This is a genomic window from Streptomyces gardneri (genome assembly GCF_006539185.1).
GTDB classification, from domain to species: domain Bacteria; phylum Actinomycetota; class Actinomycetes; order Streptomycetales; family Streptomycetaceae; genus Streptomyces; species Streptomyces gardneri.
Genome location: NZ_BJMN01000023.1, coordinates 101839 through 122518, shown reverse-complemented (window position 1 = coordinate 122518; position 20680 = coordinate 101839). Strand labels below are relative to the sequence as shown.

General features: G+C 72.8%; 22 protein-coding genes. 15 read left to right on the top strand and 7 right to left on the bottom strand.

All coding sequences use genetic code 11. The annotated features are described in order from the left end of the window. Positions 1-12 precede the first annotated feature (12 nt). From SGA01_RS18860 to SGA01_RS18845, 4 genes are all read right to left on the bottom strand, one after another. Positions 13-1368: a carboxyl transferase domain-containing protein gene (locus SGA01_RS18860; protein ID WP_141297639.1), complete on the bottom strand. Its 1356-nt coding sequence runs from the start codon at positions 1366-1368 to the stop codon at positions 13-15. Between the two features lie 111 nt (positions 1369-1479). Continuing rightward, complete coding sequence (locus tag SGA01_RS18855) at positions 1480-1962, bottom strand: DUF6114 domain-containing protein (RefSeq protein ID WP_229918446.1); 483 nt, start codon at positions 1960-1962, stop codon at positions 1480-1482. Between the two features lie 2 nt (positions 1963-1964). Next, a complete protein-coding gene (locus SGA01_RS18850) occupies positions 1965-2621 on the bottom strand; it encodes a DUF6230 family protein (RefSeq protein WP_141297638.1) in 657 nt (218 codons plus the stop codon). Positions 2622-2817: 196 nt separating this feature from the next. Then, positions 2818-3492 carry a TetR/AcrR family transcriptional regulator gene (locus SGA01_RS18845; RefSeq protein WP_055639879.1) on the bottom strand — a complete coding sequence of 225 codons (675 nt, stop codon included), beginning with the start codon at positions 3490-3492 and terminating at the stop codon, positions 2818-2820. A gap of 324 nt (positions 3493-3816) precedes the next feature. Here SGA01_RS18845 and SGA01_RS18840 point away from each other — a divergent pair, with 324 nt between their 5' ends. Continuing rightward, positions 3817-4485, top strand: coding sequence for a Tat pathway signal sequence domain protein (locus tag SGA01_RS18840; RefSeq protein ID WP_141297637.1), 669 nt, complete (start codon positions 3817-3819; stop codon positions 4483-4485). 79 nt (positions 4486-4564) lie between these two features. Here SGA01_RS18840 and SGA01_RS18835 read toward each other — a convergent pair whose 3' ends face one another. Continuing rightward, on the bottom strand, positions 4565-5023 hold the full coding sequence (locus tag SGA01_RS18835; protein WP_141297636.1) for a Crp/Fnr family transcriptional regulator: 459 nt from the start codon (positions 5021-5023) through the stop codon (positions 4565-4567). A 170-nt stretch (positions 5024-5193) separates the two neighbouring features. On the opposite strand from SGA01_RS18835, the gene SGA01_RS18830 reads away from it, so the two are divergent. The 5 genes from SGA01_RS18830 (at position 5194) to SGA01_RS18810 (ending at position 9271) form a co-directional block, all read left to right on the top strand. Next, entirely contained in the window at positions 5194-5889 is a 696-nt protein-coding gene (locus SGA01_RS18830) for an alpha/beta hydrolase (RefSeq protein WP_141297635.1), read from the top strand. A 144-nt stretch (positions 5890-6033) separates the two neighbouring features. Next, positions 6034-6789, top strand: a complete 756-nt coding sequence (locus SGA01_RS18825; protein ID WP_141297634.1) for an amino acid ABC transporter ATP-binding protein — start codon at positions 6034-6036, stop codon at positions 6787-6789. A gap of 43 nt (positions 6790-6832) precedes the next feature. Next, positions 6833-7681, top strand: coding sequence for a glutamate ABC transporter substrate-binding protein (locus tag SGA01_RS18820; RefSeq protein WP_141297633.1), 849 nt, complete (start codon positions 6833-6835; stop codon positions 7679-7681). Between the two features lie 10 nt (positions 7682-7691). Further along, a complete protein-coding gene (locus SGA01_RS18815; RefSeq protein WP_141297632.1) occupies positions 7692-8357 on the top strand; it encodes an amino acid ABC transporter permease in 666 nt (221 codons plus the stop codon). Next, on the top strand, positions 8354-9271 hold the full coding sequence (locus tag SGA01_RS18810) for an amino acid ABC transporter permease (protein WP_141297631.1): 918 nt from the start codon (positions 8354-8356) through the stop codon (positions 9269-9271). Before SGA01_RS18815 ends, SGA01_RS18810 begins: the two co-directional genes overlap by 4 nt. 75 nt (positions 9272-9346) lie before the next feature. On the opposite strand, the gene SGA01_RS18805 is transcribed toward SGA01_RS18810, so the two are convergent. Both SGA01_RS18805 and SGA01_RS18800 read right to left on the bottom strand, forming a co-directional pair. After that, positions 9347-10102 (bottom strand): anti-sigma factor, encoded by a 756-nt coding sequence (locus SGA01_RS18805; RefSeq protein WP_141297630.1) that lies wholly within the window; start codon positions 10100-10102, stop codon positions 9347-9349. After that, complete coding sequence (locus SGA01_RS18800) at positions 10099-10683, bottom strand: sigma-70 family RNA polymerase sigma factor (protein ID WP_268257678.1); 585 nt, start codon at positions 10681-10683, stop codon at positions 10099-10101. Before SGA01_RS18800 ends, SGA01_RS18805 begins: the two co-directional genes overlap by 4 nt. Before the next feature lie 221 nt (positions 10684-10904). On the opposite strand from SGA01_RS18800, the gene SGA01_RS18795 reads away from it, so the two are divergent. The 9 genes from SGA01_RS18795 (at position 10905) to SGA01_RS18755 (ending at position 20616) form a co-directional block, all read left to right on the top strand. Then, positions 10905-11534, top strand: coding sequence for a fasciclin domain-containing protein (locus SGA01_RS18795; protein ID WP_141297629.1), 630 nt, complete (start codon positions 10905-10907; stop codon positions 11532-11534). A gap of 121 nt (positions 11535-11655) precedes the next feature. Next, on the top strand, positions 11656-13245 hold the full coding sequence (locus SGA01_RS18790; protein WP_141297628.1) for a molybdopterin-dependent oxidoreductase: 1590 nt from the start codon (positions 11656-11658) through the stop codon (positions 13243-13245). A 103-nt stretch (positions 13246-13348) separates the two neighbouring features. Then, entirely contained in the window at positions 13349-15493 is a 2145-nt protein-coding gene (locus tag SGA01_RS18785) for an ATP-binding protein (RefSeq protein WP_141297627.1), read from the top strand. A 69-nt stretch (positions 15494-15562) separates the two neighbouring features. Further along, positions 15563-16753, top strand: coding sequence for a sulfite oxidase (locus SGA01_RS18780; protein ID WP_141297626.1), 1191 nt, complete (start codon positions 15563-15565; stop codon positions 16751-16753). 128 nt (positions 16754-16881) lie between these two features. Continuing rightward, a complete protein-coding gene (nadE, locus tag SGA01_RS18775; RefSeq protein WP_141297625.1) occupies positions 16882-17712 on the top strand; it encodes an NAD(+) synthase in 831 nt (276 codons plus the stop codon). A 68-nt stretch (positions 17713-17780) separates the two neighbouring features. Then, positions 17781-18170 carry a VOC family protein gene (locus tag SGA01_RS18770; protein ID WP_141297624.1) on the top strand — a complete coding sequence of 130 codons (390 nt, stop codon included), beginning with the start codon at positions 17781-17783 and terminating at the stop codon, positions 18168-18170. 123 nt (positions 18171-18293) lie between these two features. Then, positions 18294-18974 (top strand): ABC transporter permease, encoded by a 681-nt coding sequence (locus tag SGA01_RS18765; RefSeq protein WP_055639867.1) that lies wholly within the window; start codon positions 18294-18296, stop codon positions 18972-18974. Further along, on the top strand, positions 18971-19645 hold the full coding sequence (locus SGA01_RS18760) for an ABC transporter permease (RefSeq protein ID WP_141297623.1): 675 nt from the start codon (positions 18971-18973) through the stop codon (positions 19643-19645). The genes SGA01_RS18765 and SGA01_RS18760 overlap by 4 nt, the downstream gene beginning before the upstream one ends. A 17-nt stretch (positions 19646-19662) precedes the next feature. Further along, complete coding sequence (locus SGA01_RS18755) at positions 19663-20616, top strand: ABC transporter substrate-binding protein (RefSeq protein ID WP_141297674.1); 954 nt, start codon at positions 19663-19665, stop codon at positions 20614-20616. Positions 20617-20680 lie beyond the last annotated feature (64 nt).

Here is a 20680-nt window from a genome sequence, read left to right as displayed (position 1 = left end):
AAGCACAGCGACTCAGGCCCGAGCGGGTCCGTCGACGATGCCCCGGACGGCGCCCAGGGCGAGGAGGTCCCGCGGGCGCAGCCGGAGCAGGTCGGCGGTGGTGTCCGCCTCCTCGGGAGTCCGCTTGAGGATGGCCGCCGCGAGTTCCGGTGCGATGACGGAGAAGTAGCTGTCCGGGGTCGCCCAGGTGTTGTCGGGAGCGGCGAGGGCGAGCGCGCCGCCCGATCCGCCTTCCCCGACGAGCAGGGAGGTGAGCGGGACCCGGGCCGTGGCGACGGCCTCGAAGAGGGCGGCGATGGCGGGGCCCGCCCCGTCCCGCTCGGCCTGGGGGTCGTTGGCGGCGCCGGGCGTGTCGACGAGGGTGAGGACCGGGATCCCGAGGCGGTCGGCGAGGCGGACGAGCCGGGTCGCGGTACGGAAGCCGGCGGGCCGGGTGGCGGTGCCGCACTGGGCGGCGTAGGCGACGGTACGGCCGTCGGGACCCTGCCCGAAGCCGCAGAGCATGCCGGGGTCCGTGCCTCCGCAGCGGTCGCCGGAGATCTCGGCGCGGTACGTGAAGTGGGCGTCGAGGTAGGCGGGCGCTCGGGGCCGGTCGGGGTGCCGGGCGCGGGCCACGGCCTCCCGGCCGGACTCGGCGGGGGAGGTGGAGCCGGAGCGGGTTCCCAGGGCGTACGGGGGCGGGACCGGGCCCTCGGCGGGGCGCGTGAGGAGCGTCAGCCAGCGGCCGAGCACGGGGCGCAGCTCCCCGGGCGGGACGACGGCGTCGATGTGACCGTGGGCGAGCTGGGCCTCCGCCGTGTACGCGCCGGGGTCTGCGTCCGCCGGGCGCACCCGCGAGCCCGCGAAGCCGACCTGCGCGCCAGGCAGGGCGAGGACGACATCGGAGCCGGCCCCGAGGGTGGCCCAGCCACCACCGGTCGTCGGGTCCCGCAGGACGGCGATCTGCGGCAGGCCGGCGGCCCGGGTGATCGCCGACTCGCGGGCGATCACCTGGAGTTGGAGAAGGGCGCGCATGCCCTCGTGCATCCGGCTCCCGCCGGTGGCGGGAAGCACGACCACGGGCAGCCGGCGGGCGCGGGCGAGCCGGTGCGCGGCGACGGCCCGCGCGCCGGTCCGCTCGCCGATGGATCCGCCGAGGAAGCGGAACTCGAAGGACAGCAGCACCACCGGCACGCCGCCGATCGTGCCCGTACCGCAGATCACCGACTCGGTCTCGCCGGAGCGGTCCGCGGCGCGGCCGTGCGCGGCGGAGTAGCCCGGCCAGCCGATCGGTCCGTCCCCTTCCAAGGGTCCTTCGGAGAAGGAGAGTTCGGTGAAGTCGTCGGTGGCGAGCGCGATCGCCTCGCGGGCCGTCATCGGGTCGGTCATGCGTGCCTCTCCGCTCGTCGCCGGCCCGTCCCTCAGGGTGGGTCGGGGGTGCCCCACCACCGTACCGTCGGCCGGTGGAGGGGCGACGGAGCCGCTCCTCCACCGGACGGGTCAGGTGCCGGGCCGTGGCTCCGGCGCGGGTCCGGCCGCCGCTCCGGCGGTCGCCGCCGTCCCGCTCCCGGTCGCTTCCGGCTCCCGGCGCCGGCTCCGGCGCCAGGGTCGGCGCCGGGGACGGTCGGGCAGCCAGCCGAAGGCGAGCGAGCTGCCGACGAGCCCCAGCAGCATGCCGATGACGAATCCGCCCAGGTTGGACGTCACCCAGCTCCCCAGGGACGCCAGGACGCCCACGACCGAGTAGAAGAGCCGCTGGCGCGGGTTGAGGACGACGAGCAGTCCGCAGATCACCATGATGACGGGCAGGACGTAACCCACCAGGCTGTCCGCCCCCGCCGTGAGGATCACGGTGATGCTCGCCCGCTGGGTCACCAGGATCTCGACCCCGCCCAGGGCGAGCGTGAGACCGGCGCCGAACGGGCGGCGGTACCGCCAGAGCCGGAAGGCCCGCCAGGGCCGGCGGGGGCGGCCGGACCCCACGCTCAGCAGCCCTTCGAGCTGAAGCGCATCTTCAGGTCGGGCAGGGTGAACCGGACGGCGGTCGTGGCGTAGTTGGTCTGCCGGAGGTCCTTGATCCTGACGGTGTCGGCCTGCTGGCCGAACACGCCCAGCGGCCCCTTGACCGGTGGCTTCTCGAAGGTGCTCGCGTCGCCGCCGATCTCGATGTTGTCGAAGTCGGCGACCTTGCCGGAGATCTCCGTGGAGTCGGTGGTGAGCCCCGAGGCCTTGACCGGGGTGCCCTTGGCGCCGGCCGTGATGTGCAGGAAGGTGCCGCCGAGCTCCACGCTCTGGCAGAGGTTGGTGAGTTCGGCCTCGCGGATCGCGGTGACGATCACCAGGACCTGGCCGCCGGTGTCGCCGGCGTTCGGGCTGCCCTCGGGCATGTTGTCGAGGCCGCCGAACTGCCCGAAGCCCCGGCCCTCCAGGCTGTCGGCGGTCACCGTGAACGGCATGCCCGAGATGGCGAACTGGGCGGCGAGGGCTCCCTGCGCGGTGAGCACCACGAGCGTGGCCGCGGCGGCCAGGGCGGGTCCGCCCATGAGGGCCGCGCGGCGGAACCGGACCCGGCCGCGTCTGTCGGGCCGGTCGTCGGGTAACGGGGCGGGGGCGTTGTCCTGAGGGTTTTCGGGCGTGGCCATGAGGCGCTCCTGACGTGGGTGAGGAAACTGACCTGCGCGGCGGTGTCCTGGCGCGGACGGTTCCCCGAGCTGCCCGGGTCTTCCTCGCGTGGTGCGGAGGCAGACGTGCCGCAGGGAACCTACCGGACAGTAAGCCTTGCGGTTACCCGGGGTCAACTACCGTGCATGTGGCGCCTGTTGACCTTCCGACGATCGATCATTCGGGAGTGAACGGGGTCACCACGACGTGCACCAGCGTGTCGAGCAGCGGGGGGAGATCGGTGAACCGCCCCTCGTCGACCGCGCGATGTACGGCCGCGTGGACGGCGCCCACCACGATGTCCACCAGCTCGGCCCGCGCCACCCACGGCGGCCCCGCCGGAGCGTCCGCGAAGAACCGGCGAAAACTGGCCAGAAGTTCCGCACGGGCCCCGCGCCCGGCGGGCCCCACCGACTCGATCTCGACCACCATCGTGGCGAAGGCGGGGTTCTCGGTGAGCAGGGTCAGGAGCACCCGCAGCCCGGCCCGCACCGAGGCCGGCCAGTCCGCCGCGCCGCCCGCCTCCTCGTACGCCCGCCCCATGGCCCGCACCACCTGCTGCGTACCGCCCCGGTAGGCGGCGACGACGGCGTCCTCCTTTCCGGAGAACAGCTCGTAGAAGACCGGTCGGGTCACCCCGGCCTCCCGGCAGATGTCGCTGATGCGCGCTCCGGCGTAGCCGTTCTCCGCGACCGTCCGGGCCACCCCGTCGAGCAGTCGCTCGCGCTGCCGGGACGCCACCTGCTCGGGGCTCAGCCGGCGCGGCCCGGGGCGCAGGGAGCGCCCCGGTTCACGGCCCGAGCGGGCCCCCGGCAGGACGAGCCCCTCCTCGGCCTCGCGGGCACTCGTCATCGGCCACATCCTTCCGGGCTTGTTGACGTCTCATACTCGGCGGGATTACAACCCTCGTGGGTTTTCCTCTCGGTGCGCCGAGTGTCATCGGGTGTTCTCAGGTGTTCGGTGGAGCCGCTCCCCGAGGGACGGGACGCGTCCTCACCGCACACCGCACCGAGTATCACGCTCCCCGCACCGGTCCAGCACCCCTCTCAGTACCGCTCTCCCCACAACACCGCTGCCGGACGTCATCCGTGGCGCCGGACCGTTCCGGCAGCGCTCGCACGTCGCTCCGTACGCACCGCCATCCCCACTCCACCTCCGTACGGAAGGACCATCCCCATGCGCAAGCACGCCCTCCTCGCCGCCGTCGGCCTCGCCGTCTCGGCCACGCTCGCCGCGACCACCCAGGCCGGCGCGCTCGGAGCCGCCGCAGGCAACGTCCTCACCACCGGCTCCGCCGCGGGCACCGCCGTCGCGGTCGGCGACGTCCTGTCCGCCTCGCTGCCCGCCGGCACCAAGGCCCGCATCGCCACCACGCTGGGCGGCAGCACGGGCATCACCTGCAACACCTCCGCGTTCACCGCCACCGTCACCGGCAACCCCGCCGCGCCCGGCACCGCCACCGAGACCGTCACGGCCCACACGCTCAGCAGCTGCACCACCAACATCGTCGGGGCGACCGGCGTCCAGAGCATCACCGTCAACAACCTGCCGTTCAGCACGGCCGTCGTCTCCGGCGGCGCGCTGACCGTCACGGCGGGCGCCGCGGGCCCGATCCAGACCACCCTGAAGATCAACAGCATTCTCGGCCTGATGACCTGCGTCTACCGGGCCGGCAGCCTCACGGCCACACCCTCCAACACCGACAACTCGCTCACCTTCACCGACCAGCTGTTCACCAAGGCCAGCGGCCCCGGCACCTGTCCGGCCAACGGCTACTTCACGGCGAAGTACGGACCCGTCCAGGACGTCACCCAGGCCGGCAGCCCGTCCGTCTTCGTGAACTGACCCGATCCGATCGTGGCCCCGCCCACGCCGTCCGGCGAAGGGCGGGGCTCACGCGAGGGCGGGGCCCACGCGGCGGGGCTCACGCGAAGATGCCGCTCCCGTGCGGGGCGTACAGGTCCAGGAGCCGGACCCGGGTCACGTTCAGGCGATGGGCCAGGATGGCCCCCACCCAGAACATGACCGAGGCGCCGAACTCCGCGTCCGACCGGCACATCGACCGGACGGCCGGGGCGTCGAACTCGTAAGCCCGCACCGGCGTCATCGCCTCGGCCCCCGACTGGCACAGATACGGAGGGAACATCCAGGAGAGGCCGACCAGCTCGCCGTGGCGCAGGGTCTCGATCACCGGCGACCCCCGGCCCGGCACCTTGGCGTCGAGCGTCACCGCTCCCGTCTTCACGATCCAGAACCGGTCGCAGTGCTGCTGCTCCTCGAACAGCCGGTGACCGGAATCGAAGTACACGTCCTCGGCGAAGGCCATCAGCCGTTCCCGGTGCTCGGGCGGCAACGTGCTGACCTTGGGCGCGGCACTGGTCATGGCGGACCCTCCTCGGACACTCGGCTCCCACCCCCAGTGTCCGCCAGGCCGGTCCGGGGCGCGCCCGACCGGACGTGCGGAGCCACCGCCGCGCACGTAGCGTGGCCGCGGGGAGACGGGGTGGGAGCAGGGGCGGGATCCATCCCTCGCACAGATCGGTACGGAAACCCATGGCGGACAAGCCCGCGATCGTCCTCGTCCACGGATTCTGGGGCGGCGCAGCCCACTGGGCGAACGTCATTCTCGAACTGGACAAGCGCGGATACGACAAGATCCACGCCGTCGAGAACCCGCTCACCTCGCTCGCGGACGACGCCGAACGCACCCGGAAGATGGTCAAGCAGGTCGACGGTCCCGTCGTGCTCGTGGGCCACTCGTACGGCGGAGCCGTCATCACCGAGGCGGGCGACCTGCCGAACGTGACCGCCCTCGTCTACATCGCCGCCTTCGCCCCGGACGCCGGGGAGAGCCCCGGACAGATCAGCCAGGAGAACCCGCCGGCCGCCTTCGAGAACATCGCCCCCGACTCGGACGGCTACCTCTGGGTCAAGCCGGACAAGTTCCACGACAGCTTCGCGCAGGACGTGAGCCGGGAAGACGCCCTGGTCATGGCCGTCACGCAGAAGGCGCCGCTCGGCTCCACCTTCGGCGACAACGTCACCGCCCCGGCCTGGCGGGCCAAGCCGACGTACTACCAGGTCTCCACCGAGGACCGCATGATCCACCCGGACAACGAGCGCCGCATGGCCCAGCGCATGAACCCGCGCAAGATCATCGAGCTCGACGCGAGCCACGCCTCGCTCGCCTCCCGGCCGACCGAGGTCTGCGACCTCATCGAGCTCGCCGCACGGGAGACCGCCGGCTGATCTCCGTCCTCCTCCCTCCTGCCTGCGGCCCGTGCCCGCCCACCCCGGCGTGCGCGGGCCCCGGCGTGCGCGGGCCCGGCGGAGGGCGGAGCATGAACGTGAGGAGGGAGCGGCAAGCGGGGGCGTGACCCTTTGGAGGGTGCCATGCCCGGCCCGGAAGGCGGCGACGAGCTCGTCGTGCTGCGCGCGGTGGACAAACACTTCGGCGCCCTGCACGTCCTCCAGTCCATCGACCTGACCATCCACCGAGGCGAGGTGGTCGTCGTCATCGGTCCGTCCGGCGGGGGAAAGTCGACGCTCTGCCGGGCGATCAACCGGCTGGAGACCGTCGACTCGGGCGAGATCGTCATCGACGGACGCCCCCTCCCGGCCGAGGGCCGGGAACTGGCGGCCCTGCGGGCCGATGTCGGCATGGTCTTCCAGTCCTTCAACCTCTTCGCCCACAAGACGGTGCTCGACAACGTCACCCTGGGCCAGATCAAGGTCCGCAAGAAGAACCGGAAGGCCGCAGAGCAGCGGGCCCGCGCGCTGCTCGACCGGGTCGGGGTCGCCTCCCAGGCGGACAAGTACCCGGCGCAGCTCTCCGGCGGACAGCAGCAGCGCGTGGCCATCGCCCGCGCCCTCGCCATGGATCCGAAGGTGATGCTCTTCGACGAGCCGACCTCCGCGCTCGACCCCGAGATGATCAACGAGGTCCTGGAGGTCATGCAGCAACTCGCCCGGGACGGCATGACGATGGTGGTCGTCACCCACGAGATGGGCTTCGCCCGCTCCGCCGCCAACCGGGTCGTGTTCATGTCCGACGGAAAGATCGTCGAGGAGACGACCCCGGACGAGTTCTTCAACAATCCGCGCAGCGACCGGGCCAAGGACTTCCTGTCCAAGATCCTCCACCACTGAGCCGCGGCCGTCGCCCGACCAGCAGCCCCCAGGGGTGATTCACATGAACGTCCACAGGACCGGCAGGACCACCGTGGCCGTCGCAGCGGCCGTCGTCCTCTCCTTCACGTCGGCGGGACTCGCGTCCGGAGCGTCCGCAGACGTGTCCCGTGACCACGGTGAGGACGAGATCACCGTCGGAATCAAGTACGACCAGCCCGGCATCGGTCTCAAGACGCCGGACGGCACCTATACGGGCTTCGACGTCGACGTGGCGACGTACATCGCCAAGGAGCTCGGCCACGAACCGGGCGACATCGTGTGGAAGGAGGCCAAGAGCGCCGACCGGGAGACGCTGCTCCAGCGCGGAGACGTGGACTTCATCGCGGCCTCGTACTCGATCAACGACAAGCGGGCCGAGAAGGTCGACTTCGCCGGTCCCTACCTCCTGGCCCACCAGGACGTCCTGATCCGGGCCGACGACGACTCGATCAAGCAGCCCTCCGACCTGAACAACAAGAAGCTCTGCTCGGTCACCGGCTCGACCTCCGCGCAGAACGTCAAGGACAAGATCGCCCCCGACGCCCAGCTCCAGGAGTACGGCGGCTACTCCGAGTGCCTGACCGGCCTGGAGAACGGTGTCATCGACGCCGTCACCACCGACGACTCGATCCTCGCCGGATACGCCTCGCAGGCCGAGTTCAAGGACAAGTTCAAGCTCGGCGGCTTCAAGATGAGCAACGAGAACTACGGCATCGGCGTCCAGAAGGGCAGCGACCTCAAGGCCAAGATCAACACGGCTCTGGAGAAGATGGTCGCCGACGGCTCCTGGGACGCGGCGGTGAAGAAGAACTTCGGCCCCGCCGGCTACCAGAACGAACCCGCCCCGAAGATCGGCGTCATCGTCCAGTGAGCAGGCCGCCGTGTTCGACTTCCTCCAGGGGTACAACCTGCTCGGAGCCTTCTGGGTGACGGTGCAGCTCACCGTCTACTCCGCGATCGGCTCCCTGATCTGGGGGACGCTGCTGGCCGCCATGCGCGTCAGCCCCGTCCCCCTGATGCGGGGCTTCGGCACCGCCTACGTCAACATCGTCCGCAACATCCCCCTCACCGTCATCATCGTCTTCACCTCGCTCGGACTCTTCCAGACCCTCGGGGTCAGCCTGGGCGCCGACCGGTTCACCACGATCAACTTCCGGCTCGCCATCCTCGGCCTGACCGCCTACACGAGCGCCTTCGTCTGCGAGGCGGTCCGCTCCGGCATCAATACCGTCCCCCTCGGACAGGTCGAGGCGGCCCGCGCCATCGGGCTCAGCTTCCCGCAGGTCCTGCGCATCATCGTGCTCCCGCAGGCCTTCCGCTCCGTCGTCGGCCCCCTCGCCAACGTCCTGATCGCCCTCACCAAGAACACCACGGTGGCCGCGGCGATCGGCGTCGCCGAAGCGGCCCTGCTGATGCGCGAGATGATCGAGAACGAGGCCCAACTCATCCTCATCTCCACGATCTTCGCGTTCGGGTTCATCTGCCTCACCCTGCCCACCGGCCTGTTCCTCGGCTGGGTTGCCAAGAAGGTGGCGGTGAAACGGTGAAGAAGGACAGACCTACGGTCCTCTACGACGTCCCCGGGCCGCGCGCCCGGCGGCGCAACCTCCTCTGGACGCTGCTGTTCCTGGTCGCCCTGGCCGCCGTGGTGTGGTGGGTCGTGGTGAGCCTCGCCGACAAGAACCAGCTCGAATGGGCCAAGTGGGCGCCCTTCTTCACCGATGCCCGCGTCTGGGAGACGTACCTCCTGCCCGCCCTCAAGAACACCGTGATCGCCGCCGCGCTCGCCATGGTGATCGCGCTGCCGCTCGGCGCCCTCCTCGGCATCTTCCGGCTCTCCGACCACCGCTGGCTCCGCGGCGCGGCCGGAACCGTCGTCGAGTTCTTCCGGGCCATCCCCGTCCTGATCCTCATGCTCTTCGCCAACGCCGCGTACTCCGAGTTCACCGACATCAGCCCGGACATCCGCCCGATGTACGCGGTCGTCACCGGCCTCGTCCTCTACAACGCCTCCGTGCTCGCCGAGGTCGTCCGCGCCGGCATCCTCTCCCTGCCCAGCGGCCAGACCGACGCGGCGAAGGCCATCGGCATGCGCAAGGGCCAGACCATGAGCTACGTCCTGCTCCCTCAGGCCGTCACCGCCATGCTGCCCGCTCTCGTCAGCCAGCTCGTCGTCATCGTCAAGGACACCGCGCTCGGCGGCGCGATGCTCGGCTTCTCCGAACTCCTCGCCTCCGTCCGCCCGATGAGCGCGAACTACGGCGCCAACACGATCGCCTGCTTCACCGTCGTCGCCGTGATCTTCGTCGTCCTCAACTTCGCGCTCACCACCTTCGCCTCCTGGCTCGAAGGCCGACTGCGGCGCGGCAAGAAGTCCACCGGTGCGGTCGTGGGGGCGGGGGCCGTGGAGGAACTGGCCACGCCGGGCGAGCACATGGGCCCGGCCGACGGGACGAAATGACCTCCGGACGGCCGTTGGGTGAGGGACGGTGCGCTGATCCGTGGGAGCGGTGCGCTGACCCGTGGGGACGGTGCGCTAATCCATGGGGAAGGCGAGCACCGCCACCGGGTCGGAGGTCGGCCGTCCCGAGCCGCCGGCAGGTTCGACGGTGACCCCCATCCCCTTCGCCCCGTCCACGGGCCCCTGGAGGAGGGCCACCCCGGCCGTGGACCCCGGATCCATCAGCCCGGCGGACCGCATGGTGCCCCCGTCGTCGTACCAGAGCTGGTAGATCTTGCCGGCCGGCGGCGGCGCCATCCCGGAAGCCGCGAACACTGCGCGGTCGAGCGCGGCCGAGACGACGACCGTACCCACGGCGCCCCCGTCCAGCCGGCTGGTGGAGACCCGGGCGTCCGGAGCGGCCAGGACCTCCGCCACGGCGTCGTTCGCCTGACGCGCGCGGGCCGCCTCCTGCCGGGCTTCCTCGGCCAGCCCCTGCTGCCGGACCGCGACACCGCCGAGGCCGACGGCCCCGGCGAGACAGGCCGCCAGCGCCCAGCGCGACCACCGCCGGAAGCCACGCGGCCCGCGCGAGGTCCGTGCCGCCCTCGTGGTCGCCGGCGGCTCCTGGCGTACGGTCGCGATCCGCTCAAGCACTCCCGTCCGCAGGGTGGCGGGCGGCGTCACCGCGACGGCGAGACCGAGTCGGGCCACGGTCTCGGAGAACTCCTGCACCTCCTGGGCGCACGACGGGCACTCCGCCAGATGGCGCCGGACGGCCTCGTGCTCCCCGGAGTCCAGGGCGTCGAGCGCGTACGCGCCGGTCAGCATGTGCGGATCGACGGCGTTCACACCCCCACCCCCAGACAGTCCCGGAGCCGGATGAGCCCGTCGCGCATCCGCGCCTTGACGGTGCCCAGCGGCACGGACAGCAGCTCCGAGACCTCGCGGTAGGTGAGGCCCCGGTAGTACGCCAGGGTCACCGACTGACGCTGCAGCTCGGTGAGACCCCGCAGACAGCGCCGGACCTGCTCCCGTTCCAGCCTGCCCTCCACCTGTTCCACCACCTCGTCGTAGGCGGCCGTGTGCTCCAGGAGCGCCACCCGCTTCTCACGGTTCGACGCCGCCTGCTCGGAGCGCACCCGGTCGACGGCCCTGCGATGCGCCAGCGTCAGGACCCAGGTCATCACCGCCCCTCGTGCGGGCTGGTAGCGGGCCGCGGTCCGCCACACCTCGACCAGCACCTCCTGGGCGACCTCCTCCGACTGGGCGGAGTCCCGCAGGACGCTGCGGACGAGACCCAGCACCGGCCCGGACACGGCCTCGAAGACGGCCGTGAAGGCCTGCTGGTCGCCGAGCGCCACACGCCCCATCAGCTCGGGAAGATCCGGAGCCGCGGGTCGGACACCGCCGATCCACACGTTCTCTGTCACCGGCGATTTCCTCCAGGAATCACTTGGGTACGGGAGGTCTTCGGAGCCGACGGCCCGGCGGACGGGTCGTGCCGGAGACTTCTCCGCACAGCTCCGCCCGCCGAGGCGGGTCGGTCGATCCTCTTCACTCCTTCGGGTTCACGGAGGCATCCGGACGCGGCCCCGCACCGAATGGCCGATGAGGGTCGCCGACCGGTGGACCCGAAGCCCCAGGAGTGATCATGAACACCCAGACCTTCCGCCGCGCCACCGTCGCCGCGACCGCCGCCCTGCTTCTGCCGCTGGGCCTGACCGCCTGTTCGGCCGAGGCGAGCGGTGACGGAGCGGCGGCCCCCGCGGCGGCCCCGTCGCAGTCGGGCGCGACCGCCACGACGGCCGACGGCCCCTTCGGCCCCGGGTGCGCCTCGGTACCGAAGGAGGGCGCTGGCTCCTTCGACGGGATGGCGAAGGACCCGGTGGCCACGGCCGCCTCGAACAACCCCGAACTGTCCACGCTGGTCGCGGCCGTCAAGAAGGCCGGCCTCGTCGACACACTGAACAACGCGGAGAACATCACGGTGTTCGCGCCGACCGACGCAGCCTTCGCCAAGATCCCGAAGGCCGACCTGGACAAGGTCCTCGCCGACAAGGCGCTGCTGACTGACATCCTCACGTACCACGTGGTGGGCCGGAAGCTGAGCCCGGAGCAGCTGGAGAACGGCTCCTTCGAGACCCTCCAGAAGAGCACGCTGACCACCGAGGGCTCCGGCGAGTCCTTCACGGTCGACGACTCCGCGAAGGTGGTCTGCGGAAACGTCCCCACCGCCAATGCCACGGTCCACATCATCGACACCGTGCTGATGCCCGAGTAGCCACGGAACCCCCGAGAGCGAGGGGCGAGCGGCGCTCCCGGAACGGCCGAAGCACCCCACAACTGTCCGCCTTCCAGGTGAATCGGCCCATCCGGAGCGCCGTCCATGCCGAATGAGGAGCATGACCCTCTCCAAACCACCCTCCGAGCCGACCCGCACGGACCGACTTCTGGCCGCCGTCGGCGGCCTGCTCGCCGCGTACGTCTCGCTCGCCGTCGCGGACCTCGCCGCCTTCTGGGTGCGGCCCGAGGCGAGCCCCGTGCCGGCGGTCGGCGGGGCCGTCGTCGACCGGACGCCCGCGGCCGTCAAGGAGTGGGCGATCCGCACGTTCGGAGAGAGCGACAAGGCCGTCCTCCAACTCGGCATCCTGATCATCCTCGGCCTCCTCGCCGTCGGGATCGGGCTGCTCGCCCTGCGCCACCGGCTGCTCGGCTCGGCGGCGGTCGGAGCCTTCGGTCTCCTCGGGGCCCTGGCCGCCGTCACCCGCCCCGACTCGGACTCCGCCCTCGACGCCGTGCCCTCGCTGGTGGGCGCCTGCGCGGGCGCGGTCCTGCTCTACGCCCTGATCGGCCTCCTCTTCGCCCGGAGGGCCCGTTCCGGATCCGGGGCCGCCCGTGCCGACCGGCGGAACTTCCTGGTCGTGGCCGCGTCCGCGGGCCTCGCCGCGACCGGCGCCGCCGCCGTCGCCAGGGCGGTCGGAAGCCCCGTCGAGGGGAACGCCGCCGCCTCCCGGGCGGCCCTGCGGCTGCCCCGGCCCGCATCCCCCGCACCGGCCGTCCCTGCCGGAGCCCAGCTCCGCGTACCCGGCATCAGCCCCTTCCTCACCCCCAACCGCGACTTCTACCGTGTCGACACCGCGCTCGTCGTCCCCAGGGTCGACGCCGACGGCTGGCGGCTGCGCCTCCACGGCAGCGGCGTCCGCGAGGAACTCACGCTCACCCTGCCGGAGCTCATGACCCGGCGGATCGTGGAGCGGGACATCACGCTCGCCTGCGTCTCCAACGAGGTCGGCGGCCCGTACGTCGGCAATGCCCGCTGGCTCGGCGTGTCCCTCGCCGAACTCCTCCGCGAGGCCGGCGTCCGCCCGCCCTCCGAAGGCGGCCCCGCCGACCAGCTGGTCGCCCGCTCCGTCGACGGCATGACCATCGGCACCCCCGTCGAGCAGGTCATGGACGGCCGTGACGCCCTCCTCGCCTTCGGCATGAACGGCGAACCCCTGCCCTTCACCCACGGCTTCCCCGTCCGGATGGTCGTCCCCGGCCTCTACGGATACGTCTCCGCCTGCAAGTGGATCGAGTCGATCGAGCTCACCACCTTCGCCGCCTACGACGCCTACTGGGTCCCGCGCGGCTGGGCCGCCCAGGCACCCGTCAAGACCCAGTCCCGCATCGACACCCCCCGCTCCTTCGCCCGCCCCGCCGCCGGCACCGTGATGGTCGCCGGCGTCGCCTGGGCCCAGCACCGGGGCATCCGCCGGGTCGAGGTACGGATCGACGAGGGCCCCTGGCAGGAGGCCCGGCTCGCCGCCGAGGACAGCAGCGACACCTGGCGCCAGTGGCTGTACCCGTGGACGGCGACCCCGGGTCGGCACACCCTCACCGTCCGCGCCACCGACGGCACCGGCGCCACCCAGCCGGAAGAGCGCACCGACACCATGCCCGACGGAGCGCAGGGATGGCACTCGGTCGTCGTGACCGTCGGAGAGGGGTAGCCGTAACGGCCGCGGTGCGGCATGGTGAACGGTCGGGGAAGGCGTCGACGCCTCGGTCCGAGGTCCGTAACGAACCGGTGCCGGACGCCCGTTCGTCGCTCTCATGAGGGAGACTGCTCCCGTGCGTGGACATCTGCCGGACGAGAACCCCGGTTTCGTGGGACGCCGCACGGAACTGGGCCGAATATCCGCCGCGTTGGCGGAGCACCGCCTCGTCACCGTGACCGGCGTCGGGGGAGTGGGGAAGACCCGCCTGGCGCTGCGCGCAGCGCACCGGGCCGCCGGCCTGTACCCCGACGGCGCCTGGTGGACCGACCTCACCCCGCTCGACGGCGACCGCCTCCTCGTCGCCCTCGTCGCCGACTCCGTCGACCTCTCCGACCACACCCCCGGCATGGCGACCACCGGGCTCTGCCGCCGGCTCGCCGACGACCGGCTGCTGCTCGTCCTCGACTCCTGCGAGCACCTCGCCGAACCCTGCGCCCGGCTCGTCACCGAACTCCTCGCGGCCGCCCCCGGACTCACCGTCCTCGCCACCAGCCGACGCCCCCTCGGCGTCGAAGGCGAGCGGGTCGTGGCCCTCGACCCGCTGCCGCCCGCCGGAGGCGACGCCCTGGAGCTGCTCCGCCGGGCCGCCGGGGAGGACTTCCCCGCGGCCGGTCCGGCCGGCGAGATCTGCGTACGCCTCGAAGGGATCCCCCTCGCCCTGGAACTGGCCGCCGCCCAGATCCGCCTCCAGGGCGCCGAAGCCGTCCGGGACCAGCTCGGCACCCGATTCGACGCGCCGCCGTCCGCCCGCTTCGACCTCCTCGCCCACACCGAACGGGTGTGGCCGAGCCGCCACCAGACCCTGCGCGCCGCCATCGGCTGGAGCCACGAGCTGAGCGCCCCGCTCGAACGCCTCCTGTGGGCCCGGCTCTCCGTCTTCCGCGGCCCCTTCGACCTGGAGTCGGCCACCGCCGTCTGCATCGGTGGCCCGCTCGACCGGGCCACCCTCCCGGCCGCGCTCGACGGTCTGGTCCGCGCCTCCGTCGTCCGTCCGCCGGACGCGGGCGGCCGACTGCGGATGCTCGACACGATCCGCGCGTACGGGGCGACGTGGCTGGACCGCACCGGCGAGACCGGGACCGTCGCCGACCGGCACGCCGCCCACTTCCGGGGTCTGGCGCGCCGGGGCGAGACCGCCTGGCACGGCACCCGCCAACTGCGCTGGTACCGGACCGTCGACGCCCACCACACCGACCTCCGCACCGCCCTCGACCGGCTGCTGCGCACCGACCCCGACGCGGCCCTCGACCTCGTCGGCTCCGTCGCCTTCGCCTGGTCCTGCCGCGGCCGCCTCCGGGAGGCCCGCGACGGCCTCGAACAGGCCCTGCTCCTCAGCGGCTCGCGCGGCCGCGCCCGGGCCCGCGCCCTGTGGGCGCTCGGCGTGACCCTCGTCCTCCAGGGCGAGTTCGGCCCGGCCCAGGAGGTCAGCGAACGCTGCGCCCGCGAGGCCCGTTTCACGGAGTACGAGGAAGCCCTGGAGGCGGAGCGGGCGGAAGCGCCCGGACCGGACGCGCACCCCGATCCGTACGCCGAGGCCGGGCGACCCCGGCGGGGCGACCTCACCCTGGACGCCGCCGCCCTCGCCGGGCTCCTCGCCCTGACCACCGGCCGCACCATGGCCGCGTTCGTCGTCGTGGACCACGTTCTCGACGCCGTGCCCGGCGGACCGGCCGACTCCGCCGCCCGGCTCCGCTGCGGCCTCGTGCGGGTCTTCGCCCTCACCGGTCTCGGCCGGCTCGCCGAGGCCCGCGAGCAGGCCCTCGCGCTCCGGGCCCTCTGCGAGCAGCTCGACGAGCACTGGACCCGCACCGCCCTGGAGTACCAGCTCGCCCTCACCGGCCTCCTGGAGGGCGAGCCCGCTGCCGCCGCCGGACACGCCCGCGCCATGCTCGAAGGCACCCGGAGGCTCGGCGCGAGCCTGGGCGTCGCCCTCGGCCTCGACGTCCTCGCCACGGCCCTCGCGGCCGCGGGCGACGGCGAGCGGGCGGCCGACGTCTCCGGCACGGGGGAGGCCTACTGGCGCTCCACCGGCCAGCCCCGGCGGGGGCTGCCCGGTCTGCGCGCCCTCCGCGAGAAGTACACCGACACGGCCCGCGCGACGATCGGCGAGCCCGCCTACGAGGAGATCTTCCTGCGCGCCCTCACCGGCCTCCCGCAGGACGGCCTCGACCGAGCGCTCCGCGGCTCCTCGCAGGGCTGACGGCGGTCCGGCGCCCGCTCCCCGCCCCACCGACAGGACACCCCGAGGCGTGCGGCGCACCATGAGGGGATGGACGGTTCCCCGAGCGCACCGGGCGGCGTCAGCGGACCAGGACGGGTCGCGGGCCCGGAGGAGGGCATCTCCGCCGAGGAGCTCGCCCTCGCCGCCCGCAACCACGGGCTGCCGCTGGAAGCGCTGCGGTACGACGTGACCCCGCCCGGCCTCCACTACGTCCTCGTGCACTACGACATCCCCGCCACGGACCCGGACGGCTGGCGGCTCACCGTCGGCGGCCGGGTCCTCCGGCCGCTCGCCCTGGACCTCGACGCGCTGCGCGCCCGCCCCTCCGTCACCCGCCGCGTGACCCTGGAGTGCGCCGGGAACGGCCGCGCCCGCCTCACTCCCCGGCCCGTCAGCCAGCCCTGGCTCGTCGAGGCCGTCGGCACCGCCGACTGGACGGGCGTCCCGCTCGCCGCGCTGCTCGCGGAGGCCGGGACCGCCGAGGACGCCGTCGAGGCCGTGTTCACCGGCGCCGACCACGGGGTGGAGCGGGGCGTCGAGCAGGACTACCGGCGCAGCCTGCCCCTGCGGGTCGCCGCAGACCCGGCGCGGGACGTCCTCGTCGCGTACGCGATGAACGGGGAGCCCCTGCCCCCGCAGCACGGCAGCCCGCTCCGGCTCGTCGTCCCCGGCTGGTACGGCATGGCCCATGTGAAGTGGCTCCACGACATCACGGTCACCGCCACCCCGTACACCGGCTTCCAGCAGAGCGTGGCCTACCGCATCCGGACGACGGCGGAGGGGGACGAGCCCGGGGCGCCCGTCACCCTCATCGCGCCCCGCGCCCTGATGATCCCGCCCGGCTTCCCGGACTTCATGTCCCGCGCCCGCGTCGTCCGCCCCGGGCCCGTCCCGCTCGCCGGGCGCGCCTGGTCCGGCCACGGACCGGTCACACGGGTCGAGATCGGCGAGAGCGATGGGGACGGCGGTACGGCCTGGACCGACGCCGTTCTCGACCGCGACCCCGCGCACCCATGGGCCTGGTCGTCCTGGCGCGCGTCCTGGACGGCCACACCGGGGCACCACCGGCTCACGGTGCGGGCCACCGACGCCGAGGGGCACGTCCAGCCGCTCGCCGCCCCGTGGAACCGCGGCGGCTTCGCCAACAACCTCGTCCAGCGCGTCGAGGTGTTCTGCGCCCCCGAAAGGCCCGAAGGCATCCAAGCCCCCGAAGGCGCCGAAGCCCCCGAAAGCCCCTGAAATCCCCGGCGCCCCCGAGGCGCCCGCGTCCTGACCCGAGGGGCGGCCGGGGCCGGGCGACACCCCGTGCCCCCGGTGCGTAGAGTCGACCCCGGTACACAGCAGCCCGCCCCGACGAGGAGACCCCCGTGACCGACCCGGCGTCCACCGCCCTCCAGCAGCAGATCGCCCGGGACCTCGAGGTGTCCGACACCTTCGACCCGGCCGTGGAGATCGAGCGCCGAGTGGCCTTCCTCGCCGAGCGCCTCACCTCCACCGGGCTGCGCTCCCTCGTCCTCGGCATCAGCGGCGGCGTCGACTCGACCACCGCCGGCCGCCTCTGCCAGCTCGCCGTCGAGCGGGTCCGGGCCGCCGGCCATGACGCGACCTTCTACGCCATGCGCCTGCCGTACGGCGTCCAGGCCGACGAGAGCGACGCGCAGACCGCCCTCGGCTTCATCAGCGCCGACCAGGTCCTCACGGTGGACGTGAAGGCCGCCAGCGACGCAGCCCTGGCGGCCTGCCTCGCGGGCGGGGTCGCCTTCCGCGACGCCCACCACCAGGACTTCGTGCAGGGCAACATCAAGGCCCGCCAGCGGATGATCGCGCAGTACGCGGTCGCCGGCGCCCACGACGGTCTCGTCGTCGGCACCGACCACGCCGCCGAGGCCGTCTCCGGCTTCTTCACCAAGTTCGGCGACGGCGCCGCCGACGTCGTCCCGCTCACCGGTCTCACCAAGCGGCGCGTCCGCGCGGTCGCCGCCGAGCTGGGCGCCCCCGCCGAGCTGGTGTGGAAGGTCCCGACGGCCGACCTGGAGACCCTGGATCCGGGCAAGCCCGACGAGGACGCGCTCGGCGTCACGTACGACGACATCGACGACTTCCTGGAGGGCAAGCCGGTCGCGGAGGCCGCCTTCGCCTCGATCGTCCGCCGCTACGAGCTCACCGAGCACAAGCGGCAGCTGCCGATCGCCCCCTGAGCGCTTCGCGGCCCGTCGGCGGATCCTGGAAGGGGAGCTCGACAGAGTTCCCCGGAAGGGAGCACGTCATGTTCGGCGAGACCTCGGCATTCAGCGGCTTCTCGGTCGACGACCTCGACGCCGCCAAGCGCTTCTACGGGGAGACCCTCGGACTGAAGGTGGAGGAGGCGGGCGACGCCGACATGCGGATGCTCTTCCTCACCCTGGCCGGCGGGACCCGGATCTTCGTCTACCCGAAGGAGAACCACACCCCCGCGTCGTACACGATCCTCAACTTCGAGGTGGACGACGTCGAGCGGGCCGTCGACGACCTCTCGGCGCGCGGGGTGACCATGGAGCGCTACCCCGAGTTCGAGACGGACGAGAAGGGCATCATGCGGGGCGGTGACGGCCGGCCGTCGATCGCCTGGTTCACGGACCCGGCGGGGAACGTCCTGTCCGTCCTCAAGGAGGTCTGACCTCACGGAGGTCCGACCCGACGGAGGCCCGTCCTCGATGCGGTCCGTCCTCACGGAGGTCCGAGCACCCGAACGGCCCGGCCGGGAGTGCGGGCGGCGCCCCGCACCGCCTGCAATGGGTAGGTGACCGCGCCGCCCGACGACTGCCTCGCCCGCAACGACTGGATCTGCGGCGCCTATGTGTCCACGCGCGACGAGATCCTGACGGACGCCGTCGTCCAGCACCTCCAGCTGACCGGTGTCTCGGTCGCCCTCGCCCTGCTGCTCGCGCTGCCCCTCGCGGTCCTCGCGCGCCGCTGGCGCTGGGCGGCCGGGCCCGTCCTCGGGATCACCACGGTCCTGTACACGATCCCGGCCCTCGCGATGTTCTCGCTGCTCCTGCCCGTGTACGGCCTCTCCGCCGCGCTGGTCGTGGCCGGGCTCGTCCTGTACTCGCTCACCCTCCTCGTACGGAACATCCTCGCCGGGCTCCGCGCGGTCCCCGAGGAGACGCGGCAGGCCGCGCGCGGCCTCGGCTACGGGCCGATCCGCCTCCTGCTCGCCGTCGAACTGCCCCTCGCGCTGCCCGCGGCCATGGCCGGGCTGCGCATCGCCACCGTTTCCGCCGTCTCCCTGGTCACCATCGGCGCGATCGTCGGCCACGGCGGCCTCGGGAACCTGATCTACGCGGGGATGAACACCTACTTCAAGGCCCAGGTGCTCACCGCCTCCGTCCTCTGCGTCGTCATCGCCGTCGTCGCCGACCTGCTCCTCCTCGGCGTGCAACGGCTCCTCACCCCGTGGACGCGGGGGCAGGCCGGGTGACCACGCTGACCGACGCCTGGTCCTGGCTCACCACCGCCGCGCACTGGTCCGGCGAGAACGGCGTCTGGCACCGGCTCGTCGAGCATCTGTTCCTCACCGTCGTCTGCCTCGCGCTCAGCTGCCTTCTCGCCCTGCCCGTCGCCCTCGTCCTCGGTCACCTCGGCAAGGGCGGCGGGCTCGCCGTGAACCTCGCCAACGCGGGCCGTGCCGTGCCCACCTTCGCCGTCCTCGTCCTCCTGCTCCTCAGCCCGCTCGGCCCGTACGGCGAGTGGCCGACGATCATCGCGCTCGTCCTCTTCGCCGTACCCCCGCTGCTCACCAACGCGTACGTCGGGATGCGCGGCGTCGACGCGGACGTCGTACGGGCCGCCCGGGGCATGGGCATGACGGGTGCTCAGACCCTGACCCGGGTCGAGCTGCCGCTCGCACTGCCGATGATCCTCACCGGCGTGCGGATCGCCGCCGTCCAGCTCGTCGCCACCGCCACCGTGGCCGCGCTCGCCGGCGGCGGCGGCCTCGGCCGGATCATCACGGCGGGGTTCAACCTCGCCTCCACTCCGCAGGTCGTCGCCGGAGCCGTCCTCGTGGCCGCCCTCGCGCTGTTGGTCGAGGGCGTCTTCGAGGGTGTCCAGCGCCTCGCGCCCGCCGGGGCACGGGGGAGCGGCGCGTGAGGCCACCCCGTGTACGGCTGCTCGCCGTTCCGGTCTCCCTCGCGCTCTCCCTAGGCCTCGCCCTCGCGCTCTCCGGGTGCGCCGAGGGCCCGAGCCTGGAGCAGCAGGGCCAGGTCACGGCGCAGCCCGGTGACGGCAGCCGTCTGGTCGTCGGCTCGGCCGGATTCACCGAGAGCGACCTGCTCGCCCAGATGTACGCACTGCTCCTGGAGCAGGCCGGCCACCGCACGAAGATCCTCTCCGTCACCAACCGCGAGCTGTACGAACCCGCGCTGGAGAACGGGCAGATCGACGTCGTACCGGAGTACGCGGCGACCTTCGCCGACTGGCTGAACGCCAAGGTCAACGGGGCGGACGCGCCGACCGTCGGCTCGCCCGACCCGGCCGCGACCATGACCGCCCTCCGCGCGCTCGCCGGTCCGCGCGGGCTCACCGTCCTCGACCCCGGCCGGGCCGTCGACCAGAACGCCTTCGCCGTCACCGCCGCCTTCGCCGCCGAGCACCGCCTGAAGACCCTGAGCGACCTCGGCGCCGCCCGCGTCCCCGTCCGGCTCGCCGCCGGGGACGAGTGCGTCCAGCGGCCGTACTGCGCCCCGGGTCTGACGAAGGTGTACGGGATCGAGGTGACCGCCGTCGACCCCAGGGGCGTCGGGACGACCCAGGCGAAGCAGGCCGTCCAGAGCGGCCAGGACCATATGGTGCTCACGACGACCACAGACGCCACGCTCGACGACTTCGGGCTCGTCCTGCTCGCCGACGACAAGAACCTCCAGAACGCCGACCACATCGTGCCCGTGGTCAATCGGGCCCGCGCCGGCGGCGCGGACGTCACGGGAGCCCTCGACCGCCTCAACACCGTCCTGACCACGGCCGATCTGGCGGCGCTCAACGAACGGGTGGACAGCTGGCGCCGTCTTCCCGAGGACGTGGCGCGCGACTACCTCGCCGACAAGGGCCTGATCCCGCGCTGACGGGCCGGACGGTGAGTCAGCCCGCTGAACAGCGTCTCTTGTCATGACCCTTGCGAGGCGCTCC

Excerpts from the sequence above, each read along its gene's own strand:
- SGA01_RS18850 (WP_141297638.1), bottom strand. The coding sequence starts at position 2,621 with ATGGCCACGCCCGAAAACCCTCAGGACAACGCCCCCGCCCCGTTACCC.
- SGA01_RS18845 (WP_055639879.1), bottom strand. The coding sequence starts at position 3,492 with ATGACGAGTGCCCGCGAGGCCGAGGAGGGGCTCGTCCTGCCGGGGGCC.
- SGA01_RS18780 (WP_141297626.1), top strand. The coding sequence starts at position 15,563 with ATGGACGGTTCCCCGAGCGCACCGGGCGGCGTCAGCGGACCAGGACGG.
- SGA01_RS18785 (WP_141297627.1), top strand. The coding sequence starts at position 13,349 with ATGAGGGAGACTGCTCCCGTGCGTGGACATCTGCCGGACGAGAACCCC.
- SGA01_RS18835 (WP_141297636.1), bottom strand. The coding sequence starts at position 5,023 with ATGACCAGTGCCGCGCCCAAGGTCAGCACGTTGCCGCCCGAGCACCGG.
- SGA01_RS18790 (WP_141297628.1), top strand. The coding sequence starts at position 11,656 with ATGACCCTCTCCAAACCACCCTCCGAGCCGACCCGCACGGACCGACTT.
- SGA01_RS18840 (WP_141297637.1), top strand. The coding sequence starts at position 3,817 with ATGCGCAAGCACGCCCTCCTCGCCGCCGTCGGCCTCGCCGTCTCGGCC.
- SGA01_RS18825 (WP_141297634.1), top strand. The coding sequence starts at position 6,034 with ATGCCCGGCCCGGAAGGCGGCGACGAGCTCGTCGTGCTGCGCGCGGTG.
- SGA01_RS18830 (WP_141297635.1), top strand. The coding sequence starts at position 5,194 with ATGGCGGACAAGCCCGCGATCGTCCTCGTCCACGGATTCTGGGGCGGC.
- SGA01_RS18770 (WP_141297624.1), top strand. The coding sequence starts at position 17,781 with ATGTTCGGCGAGACCTCGGCATTCAGCGGCTTCTCGGTCGACGACCTC.
- SGA01_RS18820 (WP_141297633.1), top strand. The coding sequence starts at position 6,833 with ATGAACGTCCACAGGACCGGCAGGACCACCGTGGCCGTCGCAGCGGCC.
- SGA01_RS18795 (WP_141297629.1), top strand. The coding sequence starts at position 10,905 with ATGAACACCCAGACCTTCCGCCGCGCCACCGTCGCCGCGACCGCCGCC.
- SGA01_RS18860 (WP_141297639.1), bottom strand. The coding sequence starts at position 1,368 with ATGACCGACCCGATGACGGCCCGCGAGGCGATCGCGCTCGCCACCGAC.